The organism is Chryseobacterium sp. JK1, from assembly GCF_050632815.1.
GTDB lineage: Bacteria > Bacteroidota > Bacteroidia > Flavobacteriales > Weeksellaceae > Chryseobacterium.
In genome coordinates this window covers 62,113-85,858 of the sequence record NZ_JBODRU010000006.1, presented here as the reverse complement: position 1 = coordinate 85,858, position 23,746 = coordinate 62,113, and the positions used below count along the sequence as shown (strand labels likewise).

16 protein-coding genes and 1 riboswitch are annotated in these 23,746 nt (G+C 37.4%); of the genes, 2 read left to right on the top strand and 14 right to left on the bottom strand.

All coding sequences use genetic code 11. From position 1 onward, the window contains the following. Positions 1–69: 69 nt before the first annotated feature. The 5 genes from ACQ76T_RS22285 to ACQ76T_RS22265 form a co-directional block, all read right to left on the bottom strand. Entirely contained in the window at positions 70–1,368 is a 1,299-nt protein-coding gene (locus ACQ76T_RS22285) for an APC family permease (protein WP_431345398.1), read from the bottom strand. Positions 1,369–1,375: 7 nt separating this feature from the next. Continuing rightward, positions 1,376–3,823: a TonB-dependent receptor plug domain-containing protein gene (locus ACQ76T_RS22280; protein WP_431345397.1), complete on the bottom strand. Its 2,448-nt coding sequence runs from the start codon at positions 3,821–3,823 to the stop codon at positions 1,376–1,378. A 92-nt stretch (positions 3,824–3,915) separates the two neighbouring features. Further along, a riboswitch (SAM riboswitch) is annotated at positions 3,916–4,021 on the bottom strand. Between the two features lie 96 nt (positions 4,022–4,117). Beyond that, the gene (locus tag ACQ76T_RS22275) at positions 4,118–6,952 is read right to left on the bottom strand and encodes an alpha-amylase family glycosyl hydrolase (RefSeq protein WP_431345396.1); all 2,835 of its coding nucleotides are present in this window, start codon (positions 6,950–6,952) and stop codon (positions 4,118–4,120) included. A gap of 143 nt (positions 6,953–7,095) precedes the next feature. Further along, a complete protein-coding gene (locus ACQ76T_RS22270) occupies positions 7,096–9,342 on the bottom strand; it encodes a T9SS type B sorting domain-containing protein (RefSeq protein WP_431345395.1) in 2,247 nt (748 codons plus the stop codon). A 76-nt stretch (positions 9,343–9,418) separates the two neighbouring features. Then, positions 9,419–11,503, bottom strand: coding sequence for a T9SS type A sorting domain-containing protein (locus ACQ76T_RS22265; protein WP_431345394.1), 2,085 nt, complete (start codon positions 11,501–11,503; stop codon positions 9,419–9,421). 155 nt (positions 11,504–11,658) lie between these two features. On the opposite strand from ACQ76T_RS22265, the gene ACQ76T_RS22260 reads away from it, so the two are divergent. After that, entirely contained in the window at positions 11,659–12,531 is an 873-nt protein-coding gene (locus ACQ76T_RS22260) for a helix-turn-helix transcriptional regulator (protein WP_431345393.1), read from the top strand. Between the two features lie 93 nt (positions 12,532–12,624). Here the strand turns inward: ACQ76T_RS22260 and ACQ76T_RS22255 are convergent, their stop codons facing one another. Beyond that, the gene (locus tag ACQ76T_RS22255; protein ID WP_185126878.1) at positions 12,625–12,909 is read right to left on the bottom strand and encodes a hypothetical protein; all 285 of its coding nucleotides are present in this window, start codon (positions 12,907–12,909) and stop codon (positions 12,625–12,627) included. A 93-nt stretch (positions 12,910–13,002) separates the two neighbouring features. Further along, the gene (locus tag ACQ76T_RS22250) at positions 13,003–14,610 is read right to left on the bottom strand and encodes a fumarate hydratase (RefSeq protein ID WP_431345392.1); all 1,608 of its coding nucleotides are present in this window, start codon (positions 14,608–14,610) and stop codon (positions 13,003–13,005) included. A gap of 310 nt (positions 14,611–14,920) precedes the next feature. Between ACQ76T_RS22250 and fumC the strand changes: the two genes are divergently transcribed. Continuing rightward, positions 14,921–16,315: a class II fumarate hydratase gene (fumC, locus tag ACQ76T_RS22245; RefSeq protein WP_422695092.1), complete on the top strand. Its 1,395-nt coding sequence runs from the start codon at positions 14,921–14,923 to the stop codon at positions 16,313–16,315. Between the two features lie 85 nt (positions 16,316–16,400). Here fumC and ACQ76T_RS22240 read toward each other — a convergent pair whose 3' ends face one another. From ACQ76T_RS22240 to ACQ76T_RS22210, 7 genes are all read right to left on the bottom strand, one after another. Beyond that, positions 16,401–17,441 carry an outer membrane beta-barrel protein gene (locus tag ACQ76T_RS22240; protein ID WP_431345391.1) on the bottom strand — a complete coding sequence of 347 codons (1,041 nt, stop codon included), beginning with the start codon at positions 17,439–17,441 and terminating at the stop codon, positions 16,401–16,403. Positions 17,442–17,469: 28 nt separating this feature from the next. Beyond that, the gene (locus ACQ76T_RS22235) at positions 17,470–18,087 is read right to left on the bottom strand and encodes a hypothetical protein (protein ID WP_431345390.1); all 618 of its coding nucleotides are present in this window, start codon (positions 18,085–18,087) and stop codon (positions 17,470–17,472) included. Beyond that, on the bottom strand, positions 18,074–18,634 hold the full coding sequence (locus ACQ76T_RS22230) for an RNA polymerase sigma factor (RefSeq protein ID WP_431345389.1): 561 nt from the start codon (positions 18,632–18,634) through the stop codon (positions 18,074–18,076). Before ACQ76T_RS22230 ends, ACQ76T_RS22235 begins: the two co-directional genes overlap by 14 nt. A 133-nt stretch (positions 18,635–18,767) precedes the next feature. Beyond that, the gene (locus tag ACQ76T_RS22225) at positions 18,768–19,493 is read right to left on the bottom strand and encodes an ABC transporter ATP-binding protein (protein ID WP_431345388.1); all 726 of its coding nucleotides are present in this window, start codon (positions 19,491–19,493) and stop codon (positions 18,768–18,770) included. 3 nt (positions 19,494–19,496) lie between these two features. Beyond that, a complete protein-coding gene (locus tag ACQ76T_RS22220) occupies positions 19,497–20,963 on the bottom strand; it encodes a DUF5687 family protein (protein WP_431345387.1) in 1,467 nt (488 codons plus the stop codon). Between the two features lie 125 nt (positions 20,964–21,088). After that, positions 21,089–22,738, bottom strand: coding sequence for a DNA repair protein RecN (locus tag ACQ76T_RS22215; protein ID WP_431345386.1), 1,650 nt, complete (start codon positions 22,736–22,738; stop codon positions 21,089–21,091). 95 nt (positions 22,739–22,833) lie between these two features. Next, complete coding sequence (locus tag ACQ76T_RS22210) at positions 22,834–23,739, bottom strand: DUF4835 family protein (RefSeq protein ID WP_431345385.1); 906 nt, start codon at positions 23,737–23,739, stop codon at positions 22,834–22,836. Positions 23,740–23,746: the final 7 nt, after the last annotated feature.

Here is a 23,746-nt window from a genome sequence, read left to right as displayed (position 1 = left end):
TCAGCATAAATTTTTGAGCATGAGGAATAAAGAGAGCAAGATATCCTTTTTATGCCCTTAAAAGTTATTTTAAGCTTTCTTTGAGAGCCTTCGATCTATTAAAAATAATATAATTCCTACTGCCACAATTCCTAATCCGATAATACTTTCTCTGGGATTATGGATAAGTGTGAAATAGAGAATGTATATACTGAATAATAAAAAAACTGTCGGAAAAATGTAAAAAGCATTAGATTTAAAGATTTTCCGGTCTTCTTTTTTAAGAAAATAGACGGTGGAGATCGCCAGACTTGCAAAAAGCTGTAGAATAAATGCTGTATAGACAAATATTTCCTTAAAACTTCCTGTTAAAATTATAATGACTGCTATAACGGCATGAGCAAAGATGGCTTTCACTGGAATTCCTTTTTTATTCCCTGTTGAGAGAGGTTTCCAGAGAGTGCTGTCTTGGGCAAAAGCCTGTGTAAGCCTTGATCCTACCCACAGATATCCGCTGATAGTCGCTATAAGCTGCAAAGCAATAAAAATATTGACTATTTTTCCAAAAGAGGTTCCCAGCATATTAACAGCTGCTTCTCCCATTACATCTTCTTTTCCTTCTAACTGGCTTACAGGGGCATGTTTCAGCATGATATAATTGACTAAAATATAACTGACCGTCACGAAAACAGTCCCTATAATCAATGATTTTGGAAGATTCTTTTGAACATCTTTAATTTCTCCGGCAATATAAGACGCTGAGTTCCAGCCGGCGTAAGAATAGGTAACAAATACTAAAGACGTTGCAAAGGCAGGAAGCATGATTTCCCCTTTCCAACTGTCACTGAAATTGAGGCTATTTCCAATTTCAGAATTTCCTGATAAGGTTACTCCTACAATAACCAATATAATGATAAAAGCTACCTTAATAAATGTGAAGAAGTTGTGAAACCTACTTGATGTTTTTAAACTAAATGATAAAGAAAGCGTGACGAGAAGAATAGCGATAATGGCAAAACCGTTTCCAAAGCTGTAATCAAATACAGAGAGGTATTTCGACATTGCCAAAGCTGCCAGCGCCACAGGGGATGAAAATCCGATAATTAAGGAAATCCAACTGATAAGATAGCCAAATAGCGGATGGTAAGTTTCTTTAAGATAGATAAAATCGCCTCCGTTTCCTTTAAAATGAGAGCCGAGCTCGGCATAGCAGAAAGCTCCAAACAAAGCCAGAACGCCACCAATCATCCATAGTAGAAAAATACTGTAGGTATTGGTAATATCGGACAGCTGAAATCCCAGCGTGGTAAAAACCCCTGTTCCGATCATGTTGGAAACTACGATTGCGGCAGCGGTTTTCCAGCCGATCTGATGTGATGCAGTACTCATTTAATAATTAAAAATTAAAATTAAGACGTCCAAAGAAATAACTACCCAACGTTCCCATTTGAACCGGTGCATATTTGAATACTCCATAGTAAGAGTTTTTATAAATCTGAAGATCCGGAAAGACATCAAAAACGTTATTGGCTCCTACGGTAAAGTTTACATTTTTTGTAATATCATATCCCACACTTACGTCTGTTACAACTTTTGGTGAAAATTCCTGAACTCCTCCAAAAGGGAAACCGTCTCTTATGACTTTACCAAAATAGGTATTTCTCACGAGAAAATTAAATTTCCCGATGCCATAATTAAGTCCCAATGAAGCTTTGGTTTTTGGAGATAATGTTTCAATGATATTGATCTGATCTGGACCGAAATACTGTTCCTGAGGAGTTTTTATACCTTCAGGGAAATGAAAGTCCGTAATTTTGGTTTCCGTATAATTTCCTGCAAGGTTTATATTTAGGTTTCCTTTTCCCAGTTTCCAGTCGTAGGATACTACAAGGTCAACACCTTTGGTTTCCGTATCAATAGCATTGGCAAAGAACCTTCCACTCTCTACCTCATTTCCAACACCAACAATGGCAGGATCGGATAATCTTTCATCGGTAATGTTTCCAGTAATAACAATTCTGTCTTTTACTTTAATAAGGTATGCATCCAGGGTGATGAAAAGTCCTTTTGCAGGTTTTAGCGTAAATCCGGCACTTCCGTTCACTGAAGTTTCCTGCTTTAAATGATTAAACCCAAGAACCTCAGCTGCTTTACTGTCATTACTAAAAATACCTTTAGTAACAATTTTAGATCCTGTGGTTGAAATATCTGCATAAGAGTTATTAAAGTACTGCTGCTGAAGTGAAGGCGCTCTAAAACCAGTTCCCACAGCTGCTCTTATGGCATAATTTTTAACAAATTCATAGCGTATGGCAAGTTTTCCGTTAAGGGTACTTCCAAAATCGGAATAGTTTTCGAATCTTGCCGCAGCGTCAATATTCAGTTTTTTATCCAAATCGTAGGAAACATCAGCATACACTGCAGTGGAATGTCTGTCTTTTTTAAGTGCATTTTTGGGAGAAAAACCAATAAAAGATTGTGAGCCCCCTGCTGCTTCCGTTACTACCGATCCTTCTACCGCAACGTTACCATTAACATCATATTTAGCATAAGAAGCCTCATCTCCTGCCTTGATCTGATATTGTTCAAACCTGAATTCTCCTCCAAAGGCAAAATTGAACCTGTTTATATTTTTAGAAACATCAAGATTGATGGTATTCTGAAGAAAGCTATGGGCTCCCGCGTAAAAACTTGTTGGAGATTTGGCCCCCAATGAAGCATTATTGGTATTGCTTACGTTATAATTGAAGGTATTGCTTCCAAAAGTATTGCTTAGATCGATCAACCAGTTGTTAACATTATATTTTGCTCCTAAAGCATAGGAAACATCATAAATCTGAGAGTTTAATACGGCCTGAAATCCATTAGGATAAATGGATGAAACAATATTATTTTTTTCACTGGGAAGTCTTCTGAACCCAAACCCTTTACCTTCTTTGATACTAAAACCTCCAAAAGAATAAAGTTTCAACCTGTCATTTAAAGGATATTCTGAATTAAAAAACAATTGTCCCTGTTTAATCTGAGCATCTCCAATCTGGAAGTTGAAATCATCCCGGGTTAACCCTCTTGCTTTTATTTCAGCATCATCTGCGTTTTTAGCATCGTTAAAGTTAGGAGCAAATTCATACGCAAAATTATCTCCGAAAATATCCAGATCATGGTTCTGCGTTCTCGTTGTTTTCCCTCTGTGGCTCAACTGTAATGAAAGGTTGACATAACCTCCTTCCTTTCCAAGGGAAGTTCCGTAGTTCGCACCTGCCTGATAAGTATCTCCATCATTTCTCCCACTCAATCCATAGGTGATACTCGCAGAAGCCCCCGGATTTTTTTTAAGGATAATATTAATGACTCCGGCAATGGCATCAGACCCATATTGTGCTGCAGCACCGTCTCTCAGAACTTCTATTTTTTCAATAGCAATAACAGGAATAGTGCTCAAATCTGTTCCTACAGAACCATTTCCTACAGTATTTTGATAATTGACCAGAGACGTGGTATGTCTTCTTTTTCCGTTCACCAAAACCAGAACCTGATCAGGACCCATCCCTCTTAAAGTAACAGGATCTATATGTTCTGTACCGTCTGAAGCAGATTGTCTCACGGAGTTAAATGAAGGGATCACGTAATTCAGTAAATCCTGAACGGTGATCTGAGGAGATGCTTTTTGTATTTTTTCAATATTGATAACATCTACAGGAACCGGTGTTTCCAGTTTTGTTCTTTTAGCATTACGGTTTCCGACGATAATGATATCTTCGATCTGTTTTCCTTTTTCCTCTTGCTCCTGAGCTGCTATTCCAATAGTTCCAAGCAGTAATACGGCTATGCTTAATTTTTTCATTTTTGTTTTGCCCATTAAAAATAAATCCTGCGAAATTGCTCCGCAGATGTATAAGACTTCAAGAAATGGAATTCATATAGAAATGTTGACTTCACTTATCTCCCCCAACGGGTTGGAATTAGCACCTTTACACCTTTGGAAATGTGTCGGTTGCTAAGGTTTCACTGGGCCAAATCCCTCCACCTTTCTTGATAAATCTACTGCAAAGGTAGAGTATTTTTTTAATATGCAAAAAGGCAAATCTGTTAATTTACAAATTTGCCTTTTTATCTGTTTGATATCGTGAATATTAATTTATCTCACCACCATCTTTTGAATCACAATTCCTGTATATGATTTTAATTGAACAAGATACGTCCCGGAAGGATAATTTACTTTCTGTTCGTAAGTTCCGTTTTCCTGGTTCAGTTTAAACGAGTCTAATTTTTTACCACTCATATCGGAAATGATAATTTCTCCGTTCTTAGCTTTGTTAAAAACCAGTTTCACCTGCCCATTCTTTATAGGATTATCGGCAATCTGAAGCGAAAGTCTGTGAGAAGCATTTACGTCTGTTGTTGATAAAGCTCCTGCATAATTTCCAAAGATTCTGAATTCTCCGGGTTGCAGACTTATAGGAGTGGTTGTTGAAACGATATTAGAAACAGTATTATCCATTAGGTTCTGCCATTGCCCTGTATAAGGAAAGTAAGGAACAACATTTTGTACAGCAGTACTGTAATTAGCCAAAACCACTACATTTTTCATTCCAGTAAGCGTATCATCATATACGTAGATTCTTGTAATCAACCCATCAGGATCATTGGTAAGGTTGTTAGATTCTATGGTATAGGTTTTAGATTTAAATACCTGATGAGTGCTTCTTATATCAATTATTTTAGCCCAAGTATCGTACACTGATTTTCGGGCAGCATCCGTATCATATCCTAAGCTAAATGCAATAGGTTTTTCATCTGTTCGGCATCCGTTGTCAATTGTTCCGTTTACACATCTGTTAATACTGAATTCATAGCCAAGTTCACCAAACTGCCAGATCATTTTTGGGCCGGGAATGGTGAAGAATGTAGCTCCGAACGTCTTCATTCTGTCAAGTGCTGTATTGAGATTTTTAACATTATAACTTCCATTAACTGCTCCGTAAGCAAGATTTTTAAACATGAGTCTTTCTTCATCATGGCTTTCTCCATATCCTACCGCACGCATATTGGTAAACCCATGAAGGCTGTTGTTCATTCTGTCATAATTGCTGTTCTCTTTATAACCCATGGTATTTTGGTTGTAAGGATCGGTCTGTTTATTCCAAAGCAGTACACCTTTTCCTTCTGAAACTCTGTAATTCGCCCATTGCTGCTCTTCGGCATCTGTTCCTAAATGTTCAAAAATCATATACGAATTCGGGTCTATAGCCCATTGTCTATCTGCATAGTGTTTCAGAATGTCTACTCTGTCCTGTTGATAAGCGTTGGTACAGGCTTCATCATTTTCAGAACAGCTTTGGGTAAATCCTTTTGTAAGATCCCATCGGAAACCGTCTATATGATACTCTGTAAGCCACTGCTGAAGACATCTTTCAACATAATATTGAGTGGAAAGGCTGGTATGGTTAAAATCATTGAAGACATTATAAGAATGTTTCGGAACCTGATTGAAATAAGGATTGTCTGCAGCTACATCTCCATAGCCGTCACCATCCGGATCAATATTCCAAAGTCTTACTAAAGGCGATCTTCCTGTTGCATGATTGAAAGCAACATCCAGAATAACGGCAATTCCGTTCTGATGACAGAGATCTACAAATTCTTTAAACTTTTCAGGAGTTCCATAGGCTTTATCCAGCGCATAATGGAATGAAGTATTGTATCCCCAGGAAAGGTTTCCGTCAAATTCCATGATGGGAAGAAGTTCAATGGCGTTGATCTTTAAGTTTTTTAAATAAGAGATCTTGTTAATTAATGACTGCCAGTTTTTTTCCTGAGTGAAATCCCTTAATAGCAATTCATATACAATAAGATCTTCTTTCGCTGGTCTCTGAAAACTGGTTACCTGCCAATTGTATGAAGCCTGGCCTGGTTTGAAAGTAGATACTTCAAAATCCTGCCCTGCAGGAAATGTTGGTAAATTCGGATAGGTGGTTGCTGAAATCCACTGGTCATCATAGGAAGATAAAATTTGAGGAGAATAAGGATCTGCTACTTTTATCAAATCGTTTGTTCTGTACTGGAATGTATACAGCTGCTGTGGAGTCAAGCCATTAAGCTCAATCCAATAAAGATCAGGATTAGCCGTATCTCTTTTCATTAAATAAGCATCGTTCACGGCCCAGTTATTGAAACTTCCGATTACATGAACAAAATTTTTACCGGGTGCGTATAGCGCTAACCCTACTTTGGTTTGATCCGTAGGATGGTAGTTAACTCCTTGTTTTATCCAGGTTGGTATCGCTTCAGCGGTGACATTTCTAGGAGTTTGAAGGACAAATGACACAGTTTTGGAACTGGAACCCTGAGTGGCAATAAGTTCCATATTGGCATCTTGGGATACAGTATAGCTATAAGTAAATGATTGTGATGGAGTGGATGTAGTGTTTACCACAGATCCATTGGCTTTTAACTGAAACGTTGCATTTACATTCGTAGTGGCGGTGATATTGATAGAATTTCCTACCGGAACTGAGGTAAGACTGTTTGCTAACGGATGGGTAAGAGTAAGATCCAAAACTCCCACATTCACAAAAATATCCGGTGAAGTTTGATGATTTCCGGTTTTATCTTTCAGGAGAAATCCAAATCTTCCAATTCCTGTCCTCCCGAAAAAAGCAGTCGGGGTAAATGTTAAAGAATAAGTATCTGTTCCTACATTGTAAGTGAGTTTATTAAGGTCATTGGAATTATTCCAACTTCCATTGGTGGGGCAATCCTGGCTGTTCTGATAATTGGTGTCAAAAGACCACGACCAGATATACACAGAATGGTCTGAAATTCCCCAGGCCGTTTCATCAATCTGACTTCCTGGAACGGTGAGCGTAATGAAATCGGTTTCATTGAATGGACTGGGTGAAATGCTATAATTGATCTGCCCGAAAGAAAGCATTGCAATAAGCAGAAAAACAACAGAATAAAACTTTTTCATGTCTTTATTTTTATCGAATATAGGATAAATTTTCCTTTTGTTGCAGCAATTTTTACTTGGCAACCGGCAAATTCTTTCTCATAAATAAAAAGAGACTCATGAAAATTCATGAGCCTCCAACTAAAAGTAATTGTAATGAACTATTATCTGTTTTTCACAAGCACCCAGCCTGTAAATATAACTTCTGTTTTTTCTTTGTTGGATTCTTTCCAGGAAACATGATACCAGTACGTTTGTGTAGGTACTTTTCTTCCCTGAATCATCCCATCCCAGTTATAATTATTAAATTTTGCTCCTGTAAAGATCTCTTTACCATAACGGTCATATATCTTAAAGGTAAAATTTTCTTTATACTTCAGAGCTGAGTAATCGATTGCATCATTAACCCCATCACCATTCGGAGTGATCGCGTTGACCAATGCTGGAACTGTAGCGGTCACTTTAACAGGTTCACATTGATAAAAATCTCTTACATAGAACGTATTTTCTCCTCTGATAAGATGGGTAAATACATTCGAGTTCTGCCACTGTACACCATCCAAAGAATACTGATAAGAGGGTTTTCCTCCTTTTACTTCAATAGTTGCTGTTCTTACATCAATTTGAACGGCTTTAATCACTGGAGCTTCAGCAGGTAATACCTTCACCTCCTGTCTTACCGTACATCCTCCTGTCTTAAGCTCTACCCAATAATTTCCAATGCCAACCTGAGTAATCGTCTGAGTAGTTGCTCCGGTACTCCAAAGATAACTGCTAAAACCAGATCCTGCATCCAAAGTGGTTTTATCTTCAATACAGATGGTTTTATCTTTTAATACTGCAGAATATACTGGTGAAATTACTGTAAGTGTCACTTTGGCGATACTTACGCATCCATTGGAATTGATCACCTTGATATAAGCATATCCTGAAGCTGAAACATATGCTGTAGGAGTCTGTATCTCGTTATTCCCTGATACAGCATCATTATAATTGGAGAAATATTTCTTTACAGTTCCTGCTTCTGAAGTAACATCTGCCAATGTCAGGTTGAATGTTCCTTTTGAAAGATCGTTCTGGTTAAAACATTCTCTCATGCTCGTATCTTTAACTACCGGAGTTGCATAATGCAAGAGTGTAATCTTCGCTACAGCAGTACATCCTGATGAAGACGTAATCTGAACGTATATTGCCGCCTGAGCTGAAGCATATGTTGAAGGATTTGGTATTTCGTTGATTCCTGCGTTAAGATCTGCTAAACTTGGGTAAAACTTTTTAGTAACGTTTGTTAAACTTGTAACATTCGCCTGGAAAAGATCGTAAATAGCAAGCCCGTTTACAGGACATCCAAATAAAGCAGCGTCCTTTTTCTCAATCTGCTGAGGTGTTAAAACAATTCTTGCGTCCGGGTTATCACACAAAACACCATTGTTGTCTTTTACCACAACACTGATCGTTGTATTGGCAGAAAACTGAAAGCTGGAAGGATTGGCAATAGGTGTAGAACTTCCCAAAACATAATAGGTAAAAGTATAATTTCCCTGATTGTTCACAAACTGAGAATTATACGAAGTAAGGTCAACCGTTACCATTCCAGATATAGGATTAGGACACGTGTCTGAAGGAGAAATCGTATTCTGAAGGAGCGCAACTTTATCTACGTATACTTTTACATTTTTAATAGAGTGTCTCGCGCTCGCTGCTCCTGTAGAAGCTGAAAATCCAAAATATCCCTGAGACATGGTAACCGCTCCGCCTGTGGGAGTAAAAGACTGATCTACAACGATAGTATTATCTATTTTCACTGTAATAAACCACGCTGCGGGATTAGCAGGATTAATCTGCCCATTCACCTCAACATGTCTGAAGTTGTTTCCGGTAAAGGGAATGGTTGACAAAAGATCCGGTGTGTGGAAAGTACTTCCGGCAGTATTATTAAATTCAATATTGGATCCTGCTGGGTTGGTTCCGTACAGAACATGAACCTTGCTCATCTGTGCTTCTGAACTGTTGTTGAAAATATCAAAAGCGACCATCAGCCCGCTCGCATTGTCGGGAATTCCTAAACCTCCTCCCTGTACATAAGATGCCGGTGGATTGGCCAGATACCAAAAGGCGAGACCATCTCCCTTTCCATAACTTGTTGTCCCGTTTCCATCAATTCTAAAATCAAACTCTACCTTCCATTTATCACAATATTTTAAGTTGATAGGATCATTTAGCCTGATACCTCCAACCTGGCTGATCTGATCAGCTGTAAGCTGTATAAAATCATTGTTAATAGAAGCAGAAGGCACAAGACTCCAACCTGTAGTATTAACCGGATTTCCGGAAAGCTGGTACGTCTGAGCGTGGAAAAACTGAGTGGCAGACAGTATAACAATTAAACTTATTATATAAATCTGTTTCATAAAAAAAATTTGAGTTGTATACCGAAAAAAAACAAAGACTTAAAAAGCCTTTGTTCTTTAATCAAATATCTATGTTCTAGTTTTTAATTATCTTTTTAGAAATTATTTGTCCATTTTTTAATTTGAGTTCTACAATATAGACTCCGTTAGAAAGGCCGGTCATATCCACCTGATTATTGGAGAACGACACATTCATTCTTTGACCGACAGCGTTTGTAACGTTTACATTTTCTACGTTGGCGTCTGCTTTGATGTAAAGAAGGCCTTTGGTAGGGTTTGGATAAATCCCTATTGAAACTTTATTCAGCGTTACTTCTGATGTGCTTAGCGCTGAAGAAGGTTTAACACATCTCACAGCTGATCCCTGTCCTCTCATTGCTCCTGCGGAAGGATTACCAATAGTTGTTCCCACATACAGATACTTTCCTCCGGAAGTTGAAGTATCAGAACTCCAGTAATATCCTCTTTGACCTACGAAACTAAAATCACCTGTACTGGAGCTTCTGCTTCCTCCTGCAGGCAATTTCAAATGACTTGCAAAACCATTGGGAGGATTGTTGATTCCTTCTGCTCCAACGATAGCCGTCCAATCTGCCACAGAGGGCATCTTCCAGTCTGCACCAATTGCTTTACATGGATCTACTCCTACGGTTTGACTTGCCTGAGAAGCCGATCCTGCACTCCATTGATCTGTAGCAGCAGGGCTTGCCCACCAAGCTGGTGATCCTGCAATAAAAGCACCTGCAGCCGCAGCCACACCTTCAGGATTATTAGGTGTAGGCGCAAATGTAACAGAAGAGTTTCTAAGCTGGTGCCCGTCATCCCATCTTCCCCATTGGAAAAGATCTCCATATGAAGTAGCATCGTCCACAGAGGTAGCTACCTGAGAGCTTCCTAAGTTCTGCTGAAGCCATACTTTTCCATCACCTCCTCTTACCGTTGTATAAGCAACCTGCTGTCCTTGGTATGTAAAGCTAACGCAACCAACATCTCCGGGATTGTTTCCAGGATCTGTATTGCTACATGTTTGTGGATTGGTAGTATTGGTAATAGAAATTCTTTTCACTTTTGTTGCCCCGTCTGAGTAGGCTAACACAAGGTAATTATTAGCTTTATCAATCGCCAGATCATTATATTTAGCTTCACCATCAGAAACAAAATCTCCCCCGAAGGCAGTCCAGTTCTGAGAAGCATCCAATTTATACACTGTATTTCTCAGGAAATTATCATCTTCGAAACGGCTTGCTACAACATAAGGAGTGCCTGAAGACGTTACCGCTAAAGCAACATGCTGAACTCTTCCTCCTGAAAAATTGGCATTTCCAACCTGTACCCACGAGTTTCCATCGAATTTTTTAACATTTATCTGCCTTCCTCCTGCAGAGTTTGAAACATAGGCTACGTAAATTGTATTTGACCCATCCAGTGCAATATCAGAATTATACTGTTCTCCTGATGAAGCTGCATCTACAGCTGCTCCTCCTACAAGGGTCCAGTTCTGAGAAGAATCTGCTCCCGTAGAATTTTGGTATACTTTTATCCCACCAGATACATTGGAGGTATATACCATATTATTGGTTCCAATCACCATTTCTGCAAACTCAGCTCCAGATGAGAAGCCTGCATTTCCAACCTGTTCCCAGCCACCATTCATATATCTTTTAACCGTTCCGGAACCATAAGATCCGTACGTAAATAAAATATTATCCTGAGACACCGCAGAAGCCTGATAATTCACAGAACTTTCTGTAGCTTTAGGAAGTTGGGACCATAAAGAACCACTGTACAAACGAACTTCCATACCGGTACCTGGATAACCAAGTTGGTTGGTATAGTAAAGACTACTTCCTGAAGGGCTTATAGATAGTGAATTGTATGTCGCCGTTCCTGTTGTAACACCTGCACTTCCACCAAGGTAAGACCAAGTTGCCCCATCAAATTTCTGGACTGATCCTTTGGCTACGGAAACATCATAATATGACAGATAATAGTTTCCCGCATTATCAACAACCAGATTATTGAAGCTGCTTCCTCCTGCTGATACATTCTGAACCCCTCCTACATTCTCCCATTGCTGGGCGTATAAATAACTTCCTGCAATCGTCAGCAACGCGATTCCCGTTCTGATTTTCTTTATTGCAAAATGTAAATCTCTAAACATATCAAATATTATTTTTAATTATTCTAAATTTAATTTAATTTTGCGCAAAAGTACCTCACATAATTAACCCCGAGTTATCATTTTCAAACTTTTGGTTATCCTGCGCAGTACTTTTACCTTAAGATATTTGTACCATGGCCGTAAATATGTGTTGTATGAGGAATCAATCTAAAAGTGGACTTTTGTTCAGATCCGAAGACATCAAAATCACTATGCAGGAAGACCTGTGCCCTGATCAGTCCTTCAAATCTCATATGTTGGAGGGAAAATCAAGTTTTAATCTTCTTTTCCTTCTAAGCAGTAATGTTAATCTGGAAGCGCACGATTGTGGAACCAAGTTTTTATTCAAAAAAAACCAATATATCCTTCATTATTCTCCTCAGGAAAGTATCGCTGAACTATGGACAGAGAATCAGGAAATTCTCAAATACCTGCAGATTCAAATTAACTACCAGTATATTTTCAACCTCATCAATCCTGAACTTAACCGGGAGAATGCTGATATTCTGGAAAGTATGATCTCCAACAATTTCATATTCCTTCATAAAGAAACACCTCCGGACATGACGGTTGAGATGCATATGATCGTCAAAGAGATCATTGGCTATACCAAGAAAGGAATTATGCAGAAATTATTTGTAGAAGCAAAAATTATCAAACTGCTCATTCTGATTTTTGAACAGTTCAATGAGAAAGACACTCAGGAATCAATGCCCAAAACTCCGGAGATGATAAAAAAATTCATCGATGAAAATTATCACAGAAATATAAAGATTGAAGAAATTGGAAAATTGATGGGAATGAATCAGAACACGATAAGAAAGGAGTTCAAAGCACAATACCAGATTACGATTTCAAATTACATTTCAGAACTCAGAATGCTGAAAGCAAAAAAAATGATTGCTGACAAGGAGATCATGATCAAGGAAATTGCTATAGAATGCGGATACGAATATCTTCAGAACTTTACCCGGGCATTCAAGAAAAAATTCGGGATTTCTCCTGAAAATTTAAGGAATAATAAATAGAAAAACCGCCTAAAAAAATTAAGCGGTTTATATATGTTGTTTTGCTTTGATATTACTTTTTCAGAATTCAGGTGAAAAAGCAATGACAATCAATTAATGATGATGTCCGTGATCGTGAATGAAAGGTCCGTTTCCTTTAGGCTGGCTGTAAATCACTTCTACTCCTTCCTGCTCGCTAACAAGCTTTCTTCTGATATCTTCAGGATCGAAAGGTTTTACTTTTCCGAAATACTCTTTCAAACCTTCAGTTAACCACATTGGGATTACCAATCCGAAGAACATGAAAATACACCAGAATCCTACTAAGAACATAGTAATGAAGAAAATAGTCCATAGGAACTGGTAAAACGGCCAAAATGCTGATAATATCGTTATCATTCTCTTAAAGATTTTAGGCAAAAATAGAACTTTTTTCTTTTTTACACAAAAGATCAGCGTTCTATTTTATTATTTATTTTTATTTTAAACTATTTAATGGGCAAGATCTGCGAAGAAATCATTTCCTTTATCATCAGTAATGATGAATGCAGGGAAGTCTTTTACTTCGATTTTTCTTACCGCTTCCATTCCTAATTCCGGGAAATCTACTATATCTACAGAGACAATATTGTCTTTTGCAAGAATCGCAGCAGGACCCCCGATAGAACCAAGATAGAAACCTCCATATTTACCACAAGCATTGGTTACATCTTTACTTCTGTTTCCTTTTGCAAGCATAATCATACTTCCTCCATGGCTCTGGAACTCATCAACATATACATCCATTCTTCCTGCTGTTGTAGGTCCGAAACTTCCTGAAGCCATTCCTTCCGGAGTTTTAGCTGGTCCAGCATAGTAAATTGGGTGATTTTTGAAATATTCCGGCATTGGTTTTCCGCTGTCGATAATCTCTTTGATTTTTGCGTGAGCGATGTCTCTTGCTACGATCAATGTTCCGTTAAGCTTCAATCTTGTTTTGATTGGATATTTTGAAAGCTCAGCCAGAATTTCCGGCATTGGCTTATTCAAATTTACTTCAATGGCTTCTTCAAGGTGTGGCGGAGTATCTGGTAAGAATCTTTTCGGATCCTGTTCCAACTGCTCAAGGAAAATACCTTCTTTGGTAATCTTTCCTTTGATGTTTCTGTCTGCAGAACAGGAAACTCCCATTCCTACAGGGCAAGAAGCAGCATGTCTTGGAAGTCTGATCACTCTTACATCATGCGTAAGGTATTTTCCTCCAAACTGAGCTCCAATTGCACTTTCCTGGCAGATTTTCTGAACTTTAGCTTCCCACTCAAGATCTCTGAAAGCCTGACCTGCTTCATTTCCTTCTGTTGGAAGGTTATCATAATATTTTGCGGATGCTTTCTTTACGGCTGCAAGGTTTGCTTCTGCAGACGTCCCTCCGATTACCAAAGCCAGGTGATATGGTGGACAAGCCGCTGTTCCAAGGTCTGAGATTCTTTCTTTAACGAATTCTTCAAGAGATTTTTCGTTCAGTAAAGATTTTGTTTTCTGATATAAGAATGTTTTGTTGGCAGACCCCCCTCCTTTTGTTAAAAACAGGAACTCATAATAATCTCCTTTTTTAGCATAAAGATCAATTTGTGCAGGAAGGTTTGAACCTGAGTTCTTTTCCTCAAACATCGTTAAAGGAACTACCTGAGAATATCTTAAGTTTCTTTTTTGATAGGTGTTGTAGATTCCTTTGCTCAAATACTCTCCGTCATCTACTCCTGTATATACGTTTTCACCTTTTTTTCCCATTACAATAGCAGTTCCGGTATCCTGACATGAAGGAAGAGCTCCTTCTACTGCCACCGCTGCATTCTGCAAAAGGTTATAAGCAACAAATCTGTCATTATCTGTAGCTTCAGGATCATCAATGATTCTTCTAAGGCTTTCCAGGTGTGAAGAACGAAGCATGAAAGAAACGTCTGCCATTGCTTCTTCAGCCAATAGTTCCAATCCTTTCGGGTCTACGGTTAAAATTTCCCGGTCACCCAGTTTTTCCACTTTTACATAATCTGATGTAAGTTTTTTGTACACCGTATCATCTTTCTGAATAGGATACGGATCCTGATATCTAAAATCCATTCAATTTTTGTTTCTACAAAATTAAGGATTATAGTACTTAGAATGATTTTAGATTAAGACTTCTTTCATTGTCATTCCTACGGTACAGAAGCCTTTCCGGGATAAATTCCTCAGAAAAAACATGAGCAATATCACCCTTTTACAATGATATTTATAATGATTATAAATTGCGTGATTCTGAGTTTATAAGTAACTTTATACGAGATAAATAAATCAGGCCACAAAATCCTTTTTACGACTTTCCTTTACTCAAAGCGTTGAAAATCTTTTATGGCTGTGTATAAAAACTGATTATAAAAAATCAATCATAATGAATTACAGAATAGAAAAAGACACCATGGGTGAAGTACAGGTGCCTGCAGACAAATTTTGGGGTGCCCAAACAGAACGTTCGAGAAACAATTTTAAAATCGGTCCTGAAGGTTCAATGCCCCATGAAATCATTGACGCATTTGCTTACCTGAAGAAGGCAGCAGCCTACACCAATACAGATCTTGGAGTGCTTTCAGCTGAAAAAAGAGATATGATCGCAAAAGTATGTGATGAAATTCTGGAAGGAAAACTTAACGACCAGTTTCCTTTAGTGATCTGGCAGACAGGTTCCGGAACTCAGTCAAATATGAATGTGAACGAAGTGGTTTCCAACAGAGCCCACGTTAATAACGGAGGAACTTTAGGAGAAAAATCGGAAATTCACCCGAATGATGACGTTAATAAATCTCAGTCTTCCAATGATACTTATCCTACTGCCATGCACATTGCTGCTTATAAAAAGGTAGTTGAAGTAACCATTCCAGCGGTTGAAAAACTGAAAAATACGTTAGCAGAAAAATCTAAGGCTTTCAAAGATGTGGTAAAAATCGGAAGAACCCACTTGATGGATGCTACTCCTCTTACACTTGGTCAGGAATTTTCAGGATATGTGGCGCAGCTTGAGTTTGGGCTTAGAGCATTAAGAAATACATTACCTCACCTTTCTGAACTGGCATTAGGAGGAACAGCTGTAGGTACAGGATTAAATACACCAAATGGTTATGATGTAAAAGTAGCAGAATACATCTCTAAATTTACCAATCATCCTTTCATTACTGCCGAAAATAAGTTTGAAGCACTGGCCGCTCATGATGCTATTGTAGAAAGCCACGGTGCATTGAAGCAGCTTGCAGTCTCTTTATATAAAATTGCTCAGGATGTAAGATTACTGGCTTCTGGTCCACGTTCCGGAATTGGTGAAATTCATATTCCTGAGAATGAGCCGGGATCTTCCATCATGCCAGGGAAAGTAAATCCTACTCAAAATGAAGCAATGACTATGGTTTGCGCGCAGGTTTTAGGTAATGATACTACAATTTCTTTTGCAGGAACTCAGGGGAATTATGAACTGAATGTTTTCAAACCTGTAATGGCTTACAATTTCTTACAATCTGCACAACTTATTGCTGATGCATGTATTTCATTTAATGATCATTGTGCGGTAGGAATTGAGCCTAACCATGAAAGAATTAAAGAGCTTGTAGACAAATCTCTAATGCTTGTTACGGCTTTAAATACTCACATTGGGTATGAAAACGCGGCAAAAATTGCCAAAACAGCTCACAAAAACGGGACAACGTTAAAAGAGGAAGCTATCAATCTTGGTCTGTTAACTGCTGAGCAGTTTGACGAATGGGTAAAACCTGAAGACATGGTGGGAAGTTTAAAATAATTAGATTTAATTTTTATTCATAGACTTGAAATAGAAACTCCGGAGACCATCTCCGGAGTTTTTAGTTGGTCATCATTATCAATTATTATTCTAATCCAATAGAGATTCCAAAGATCAATGCTTTATCATTATTGAAGCGGTTATCTTTAAAGAAGTTGCTGAAATCTTTCTTTACAAAAATGCTCACGCTGTTATAAGAAAGAGTAAGCTGTCCGCCATATACGTAAGGATTTACCTGATAATTATCTCTGTTTCTGAGCTCTCCGTTGTTTCCATCTATGATATTATTGGTAGACATTTTGGCCCCACCATATACATTGGCTCCGATTTTCAACCCTCTGTAATAGTTTCTGTACTGGACGTCCATGCCGGCATTTTTAAGCTTAGAGAAATTATACTGAATTCCCAGAGGAACCATAATATAACCCGTTCTCAGCTTGCTTTTACTCAGGTCACCATTATAATGCTCCAAATAGACATTATTATCTGCATTTTTTGCAAAAACCATATTATTATCGAGACGCACCGTTCTCCAGGAGAATCCCAATCCGGAAATAATAGCCCACGGGCTGGTTCTGCTAAGCTGGTAGTTCAATTTTAATCCAAATTCCAGGTTACTGGAATATCCTATATTTTTGTCCAAATCATTATCTGAAAGATTGTTGGTTAAAGTCATTATTCCATAAGAGAAATATCCTGTAATATTTCTGGTGGGACGGAACTTATTCATTAGTTTCTCTTTCAGCTCTTCTTTAGACGTGGCATCAGTATTAAGCAGAGAGTATCTTACCTGTTTCTGGATAACTCCATCAAGATCAAACCCAAGCTCTTCTATTCTTTTATCTATTTTCTCCGAATAGCGGTCAGCAATCTGAGCCTTTTGTTTATCAAATTCCGCTTTGTCTAAATTTTTAGTTTGAAGCGACAGCAGTTCTGTTTCCATGAGCTTTTTCTCTTCCTGGATAATAGCATTGATCTGCGTGGCGTATTCTTCTATTTTATCTTTTACGATAGGGCTTACTTCGGTGTCTTTTTTAGATGCAAGATTGATATTTAAAGTCTTTTGTCCGTACATTGAAGAGGAAAAAAGACATACCAATCCCATCAGGAAAAAATTCTTGATCATAGTATTAATTTTTTTAAGTTTAAACGGATTATTTTCTATTGAGTTCTATAGTAGCAACGTTGCTTCCATCTTTGGTTTTTTCAATGGCATCTTTATGTTCTACTGAGAAAAGCAAAGTAGAAGGGTCTACATATTTTTTCTTTTTGGCCGGAATTTTTGCTGAATCAGCTTTTGCAAGAATTTTTGGATCGGATAACTTCATCAGTTCAAGCTTTCTCTCCGGAATAGTTGTTTTAGCAATATCATTTTTTTTATCCGGTTGAGAAATAGCGGTTATATTCTCTGTTTTGTTCTGAGGAGAAGCATTATTCTTACTGGTTTCTCTTGTCGTATTTTCAAAGGCCAGCTGAGAAGGCTCCTCATTTACTCTTACAGTTTCCTCAGTTGTATTCTTCGGCTTTATTTCTCTCACCATTTTCGGGGATTCTGCCGAAGGTTCTTCCTTAAGAAAAAATAATACAGTGCCCAAACTAAAGGTCAGGATAAGACATGCTGCCACCAACACCCAGTTCATTTTTGATTTTGAGACATGGCTATTTTGGGTTTGCCATTCTATTTCAGACCATAGATCTCTGGAAGGGGCAATTTCTCTCTCCTCGATCTGCTTTTTGATCTGCCACTCAAGATTATCTTTAGACGTGTTCATTTTTCATTTTTTTTTGTTGTTGAAAGTAGATCTTTCTCAATTTTTCTTTTGCTCTGAACAATTGTGTTTTGCTCACTGCCAAAGAAATTTGTAAGGTATCAGCAATTTCCTGATGAGAATAGCCTTCGATAACGTAAAGGTTGAAAACCATCCGATACCCATCCGGAAGCTGATCCAAAAGTTCCTGCGCATTAAAATCGAAAGCAATGTCCGGATCGTGAATATCTTCCTGAAAAGAGTGATTGATCTCATCCAGATAGAAAACTGTTTTATGACTTTTAATAAAGTTCAGACACTCATTCACCACAATGCGTCGTGCCCAGCTTTCCAAATTAGCTTCTCCTCTGAAGCTTTCAATATGCTTAAAAATTTTACAAAATGCTTTAATGAGACAATCTTCTGCCTGATAGAGATCATTAATATAACTTCGGCTCACACTCAGAAATCTCTTGGCATTCTGTTCATAAAAAAATTTCTGTGCGGCCGGGTCCTGTTTCTTCAGGCGGCTTAATAGATCTTCTTTTTTATTTCCGAACAAAAATTTCATTCTAATGCTGTTTCTATTATAAAGACAGTGAATATTGAAAAAGGTTACACAAAAAAAATATTTTTTTTCTAATGATATTTTTGGGTGACAAAAAAGGCAGAAGATTAGCTCTTCTGCCTGTATTCTGTTTTGTTTATAATACTGATTCTTCGGAACTTGAAACCTGATCGGCAAAATACTGCTCAAGGTCTTTCAACGTTTCAGGATTTGTCTGGATGTCTTTTACAAGTTGACCTTTATTCACCACTACGATTCTGTTACAAACTTCCGTTGTATGAGAAAGATCGTGACTGGAGATGAGAAAAGTAACACCATCCTGTTTTGACAATTCTTTGATCAGATTTTTAAGTTTGATCTGTGTGGATGGATCAAGATTGGCAAAGGGTTCATCAAGAATGATAATTTCCGGGTTTCCAATGATGGCTCCAACGATTCCTACTTTTTTCTGGTTTCCTTTAGAAAGGTCCCTGATATATTTTCCGGATTTAAGAATTTCTCCGTTAAAAAAATCATGAAAGGGTTTTAGAAATTCGTCTACAGAAGCTTTGTTCTGGCCTCTCAACTCACCAATAAAATAAAAATATTCTTCGGGAGTAAGGTAACCGATCAGAAAGGTGTCATCTACAAAGGCTGAAACTTTGTTTTTCCACGCCTCGGATTCATTTACTTTAATCCCGTCAATGCTTACAAAACCTGTTGTAGCCTGAATCAAATCCAGCATCAGGCTGAAAAGTGTTGTTTTTCCGGCTCCGTTATTTCCTACCAGACCAAATGTTTCTCCGTTAGGAATTTCTAGTTGTTCAATATTCAGAACGGTAGCCGTTCCGTATGTTTTTGATAAATTATTTATACTGATCATGGCTTAACCTTTATTTTTAAATGCATCGAGTGTGCTGTATTTTTCTTTTTTGTAATGTTTTACAATAATATCAAAGATTTTTTCTCTGAACATAAATCCTATTGCTCCTAAAACAGCAATACTGATGACTGCTGCCGTAATCCCCGCAAAGTATTTTACAATAGCAAATACAGCCATTGGAAGAAGCATTTTAGGAATCAAAAGAAGGAGTGCTATCATATTGAAGCTTCCTTTCTGTCCCAATCTTTTTTCTTTTGAATTAAGATCAATCTGAGTTTTATTAAAAGCTCCGGACCAAAGGGTAAACTGAGAATTCACTCCAATATTATATAGTCCTGCGGCAAAGAACGTAACATAAATCTCCCATCCAAAATACACATAGAACAGCGCAACGATGATTGAAACTCCCGTTACGATATTCATCAGCCACCATTTTGCTTTCAGATATTCTTTGTAAGGAACGTTCAGGGTCATCATTAAAGGATAATAGGAACTGTCAAATGCCGGAACTCTCTGTCCAAAAAGAAACTGGAATCCTCCTGTTACAAAAAGTCCCATGAACATAATCATTGCAGGAGTTTTATACATCACAGAAGTATACATCAGCAGCCCATAAAAAAGAAACATAAAGCTCCCCAAAAGGATTCCTTTGGTTACTTTATTACGTCTCAGCATTTTAATATCATTATTGATAAATGTTCCGGTTACCCCGTATTTGTTCAGGAAGGCAATATTTTCGGTTTTCCCGATTGTTTTCTTTGCCTCAAGACCTTCATCAAGATAAAATTCTTTACGCAGGTATTTAAAGCATAAAAACCAAAGGGTTATAAATAATACAACAGGTATCAGAACAACATAGGGTTTTTCATAAAAGCTGTAAAAAACAGATTCCGAATAAGACAGCACCGGAATAATGTTATAATAGCCTAAAGCTCCTAAAGCCGCAAAGCATATCCCGATAGTAAGAGCCAGCGTCTCTTTACCATTGAAAAAGATATTGATAAAATTGTTCAGATACAGAAGCATTGAGATTCCTATAAACCAAGGAAGTATTCCCAGAAAACTATATCCGTTGAACAATGCTAATATAGAAAAGGTAACAAAAAACAAAGAGCTCAGCCAACTGAACGCAGATAAGAAGGTTTTAGCCAGCATATAATTGACCAGCGTATTCTTTCTGATATTCAGGGTAAGAAAAGGTTTAATGTTCTGTGTAGGAATTTCCTGCCATAAATATTTTAGCATCAAATCTATCACCCAGGCAATAATCAGGAATTTAGAAACCACTTTTACGGGATTCTGGTGTATTTCTTCCTGTACGTAGAAGAAAGAAATTGCGGCTCCTGCAATAAGGCATATCATGAAGTAAACAATCCCGAAGATCCTCATAATCTTCATTGTAAGATTGATTCCTAAAGAAGTGCCTCGGAAGAAGCTTTTGAATTCCAACTTAAGGAACTTTAGAAACATATTGTTAGTTTTTAATATTAGTAGATACTATATTAAAAACGTTACGAAAAATTTACACAAAAATGATATTTATTTAGAAAATTAAAAAAATAAATACCAATGTAAGAATTATAGAAATTTTGCCATTACCCAATCAATTCTTTGGCCTGGGCCAATGCTGCTTCTGTGATCTTGCTTCCTGAAAGGAGTTGAGCAATTTCGTTAAGCTTTTCAGCATCATTCAGAGGAATGATGGTGGATTGTGTTTTTCCTGAAACATCCTGCTTCACCACTTTATAATTGTTGTTCCCCTTGGCGGCTACCTGAGCTAAGTGCGAAATAACAATCAGCTGCATATCTACAGACATTTCTCTCATCAGATTTCCTATTTCTTCAGCTACTTTACCAGATACTCCGGTATCAATCTCGTCCAAAATTAGGGTAGGAAGTTCATCACTTTCTGCAATAATCTTCTTTACAGCCAACATTACTCTGGATCTTTCCCCACCGGAAATAGCAGTCTGAATAGGTTTTAGCGGAAAACCTGAGTTGGCCTGGAATAATAACTGAATGGTTTCCTTTCCGAAAGGATTAAATTCCTGGGCATCTTCCAATTCTATGTCTACTTTCGCTTTTTCAAGACCCAGTTGCTTAAGAAGTCCTTCTGCTTTTTTTACGAAAACAGCAACATTCTTATGACGGTTTTTTGAAAGCCTGCCCGCTAAGCTTTGAAGTATTTTTTCTTTCTGAACGATATTCTCTTCTGTTTCAGCAATCTGTTCTTCAAGATCTGAGGCTCCTTTCTGATCTCCTGCCAATTCGTTTCTGATGTCAATCAGTTCGCTAACATCTGAAACGTTATGTTTAAGATATAAAGCGTTGATTTTATTATTAAGGTCAGTAAGATATAATAGATTTTCCGGATTGATTTCTACTCTCTCAGCTTCATTTTCAAGTTCAGAAATGATGTCTTTTATTTCTACAAAAGAAGTTTCAAATCTTTCGTCGAGTTCTGCAAAACTGGTTGAGATCTCTGAAATTTTTGAGAGTTTACTTTTGACTTCATTAAAGAAAGATAACATTCCGATCTCCTCCTGATGGAAACGGGACAATATCTGACCTACATTTTCGGAAATCATTCCTGCATTTTCCTGAATAGAAAGCTGGTTCTGAATATCTTCATAATCTACATCATCCAGTTTCAGTTCAGTAAGCTCGTTAAGCAAAAATTCTTTATAATCGCTTTCTTTAGTGGATTCTGAAAGTTGAGTCCTCAGTTTTTTCAGATGTAGTTTCAGATTTTGAAAGTCTGAAAAATTCTGTTGATATTCTTCAATTATTGTTTTATTCTCAGAAAGTCCGTCAATAATTTTAAACTGATATTCTGAAGTAAAAAGATTAGATGTTTCAAACTGGGAGTGAATATCAATAAGCTGCGAAGAAAGTTCTCTGAGAACATCAAGTGTTACGGGAACATCATTGATGAATGCTCTGGATTTTCCTGAAGGAAGAATTTCTCTTCTGATGATGGTTTGAAGCTCATAATCAAGATCATTTTCGATGAAAAATTTCTTAAACTGATTATTGAGATTGAACTCGGTTTCCACCACACTTTTTTCTTCGGTCTTGGCAATAGATTTTACATCTGCTCTTTCCCCTAAGATAAGTCGCAATGCTCCTAAAATAATAGATTTCCCTGCACCTGTTTCACCGGTTATTACCTGTAAACCATTTTTCAATGATACTTCGAGGGTATCAATTAAGGCAAAGTTTTTAATATAAATTCTGGAAAGCATTGATAATCCGGGTTATGATCCAATTTGAGTTTGAACTGTAAAAATAAGTTTTTTTTTAATGAATAAAGAAAATGTTTTTTGGAGAATTTTCTCTGTTATACTTTCCATTTATTCCATTTGTTCTCAATGTTTTTTGGAGAAAGGATGATCATGTTCTGCTTTAAATCATTAAGAATCAACCCTCCATTATTCCCTGAATTGAAGATATTGAAGATCTCGTCACTTTTTGTATCCATAAACAGGTTAAAGAAAAATCCTTGCTGGAAAGTATTTTCATACATTTTCAGCTGCATCAGAGCGTCGAAGATCACTTTTTTACCAGCGGTCTGATCCTGATTGAAAAGATTGTCTAACCCAGCTCTGTGATAAGTATAAATAGTGGAACGTAACTGGCTCCAGTTTGGATTTAAAATTTCATTAATCAGAATCGTACGGCTTCTTGGTTCGTTGATGGTATTCCATCCTTCATAGCTTCTGTTCTGTGAGTTTTGGGCAATTTGCTGAGCTTTTGAGAACCATTGGTTTCCTCCCATTGACTGGAAACTGTCTGCATCATATCCCAGAATCAGGTAAATGTAATAACTGATAACGTCTGTAAGATTTTTCCCTGAAAACTGTCTCTCATTAAATATAAGATTTTCATTTTCAATATACTCAAATGCAAATCTCTGATCCTGAAGATTTAACAAAGGGCTTTCATAAGTGGTATTGTAAACAGGACGTACTGCCTGAACGACAATAGATCCTTTGAATTTATTAACGTCTCTTTCTGTAATAACAATGGCAAAACCACATTTGATTTTTTCAAAATTCTGGAGCTTCTTCCCAGTCCAGCTTGTATTATTGATAAAATCTCTGAGACTTTTTTCCAATGCTTTAAAAGCCTGCTGGTTACTCCCTCCTATCTGTTGAGAATTTACCTGAACCGTTGCCAGCAGTTCCTGGGAAAAACTTTGGGTATATAGAAATAACAGAAAAAATAAACTTATAATTTTTTTCATTGTCTAT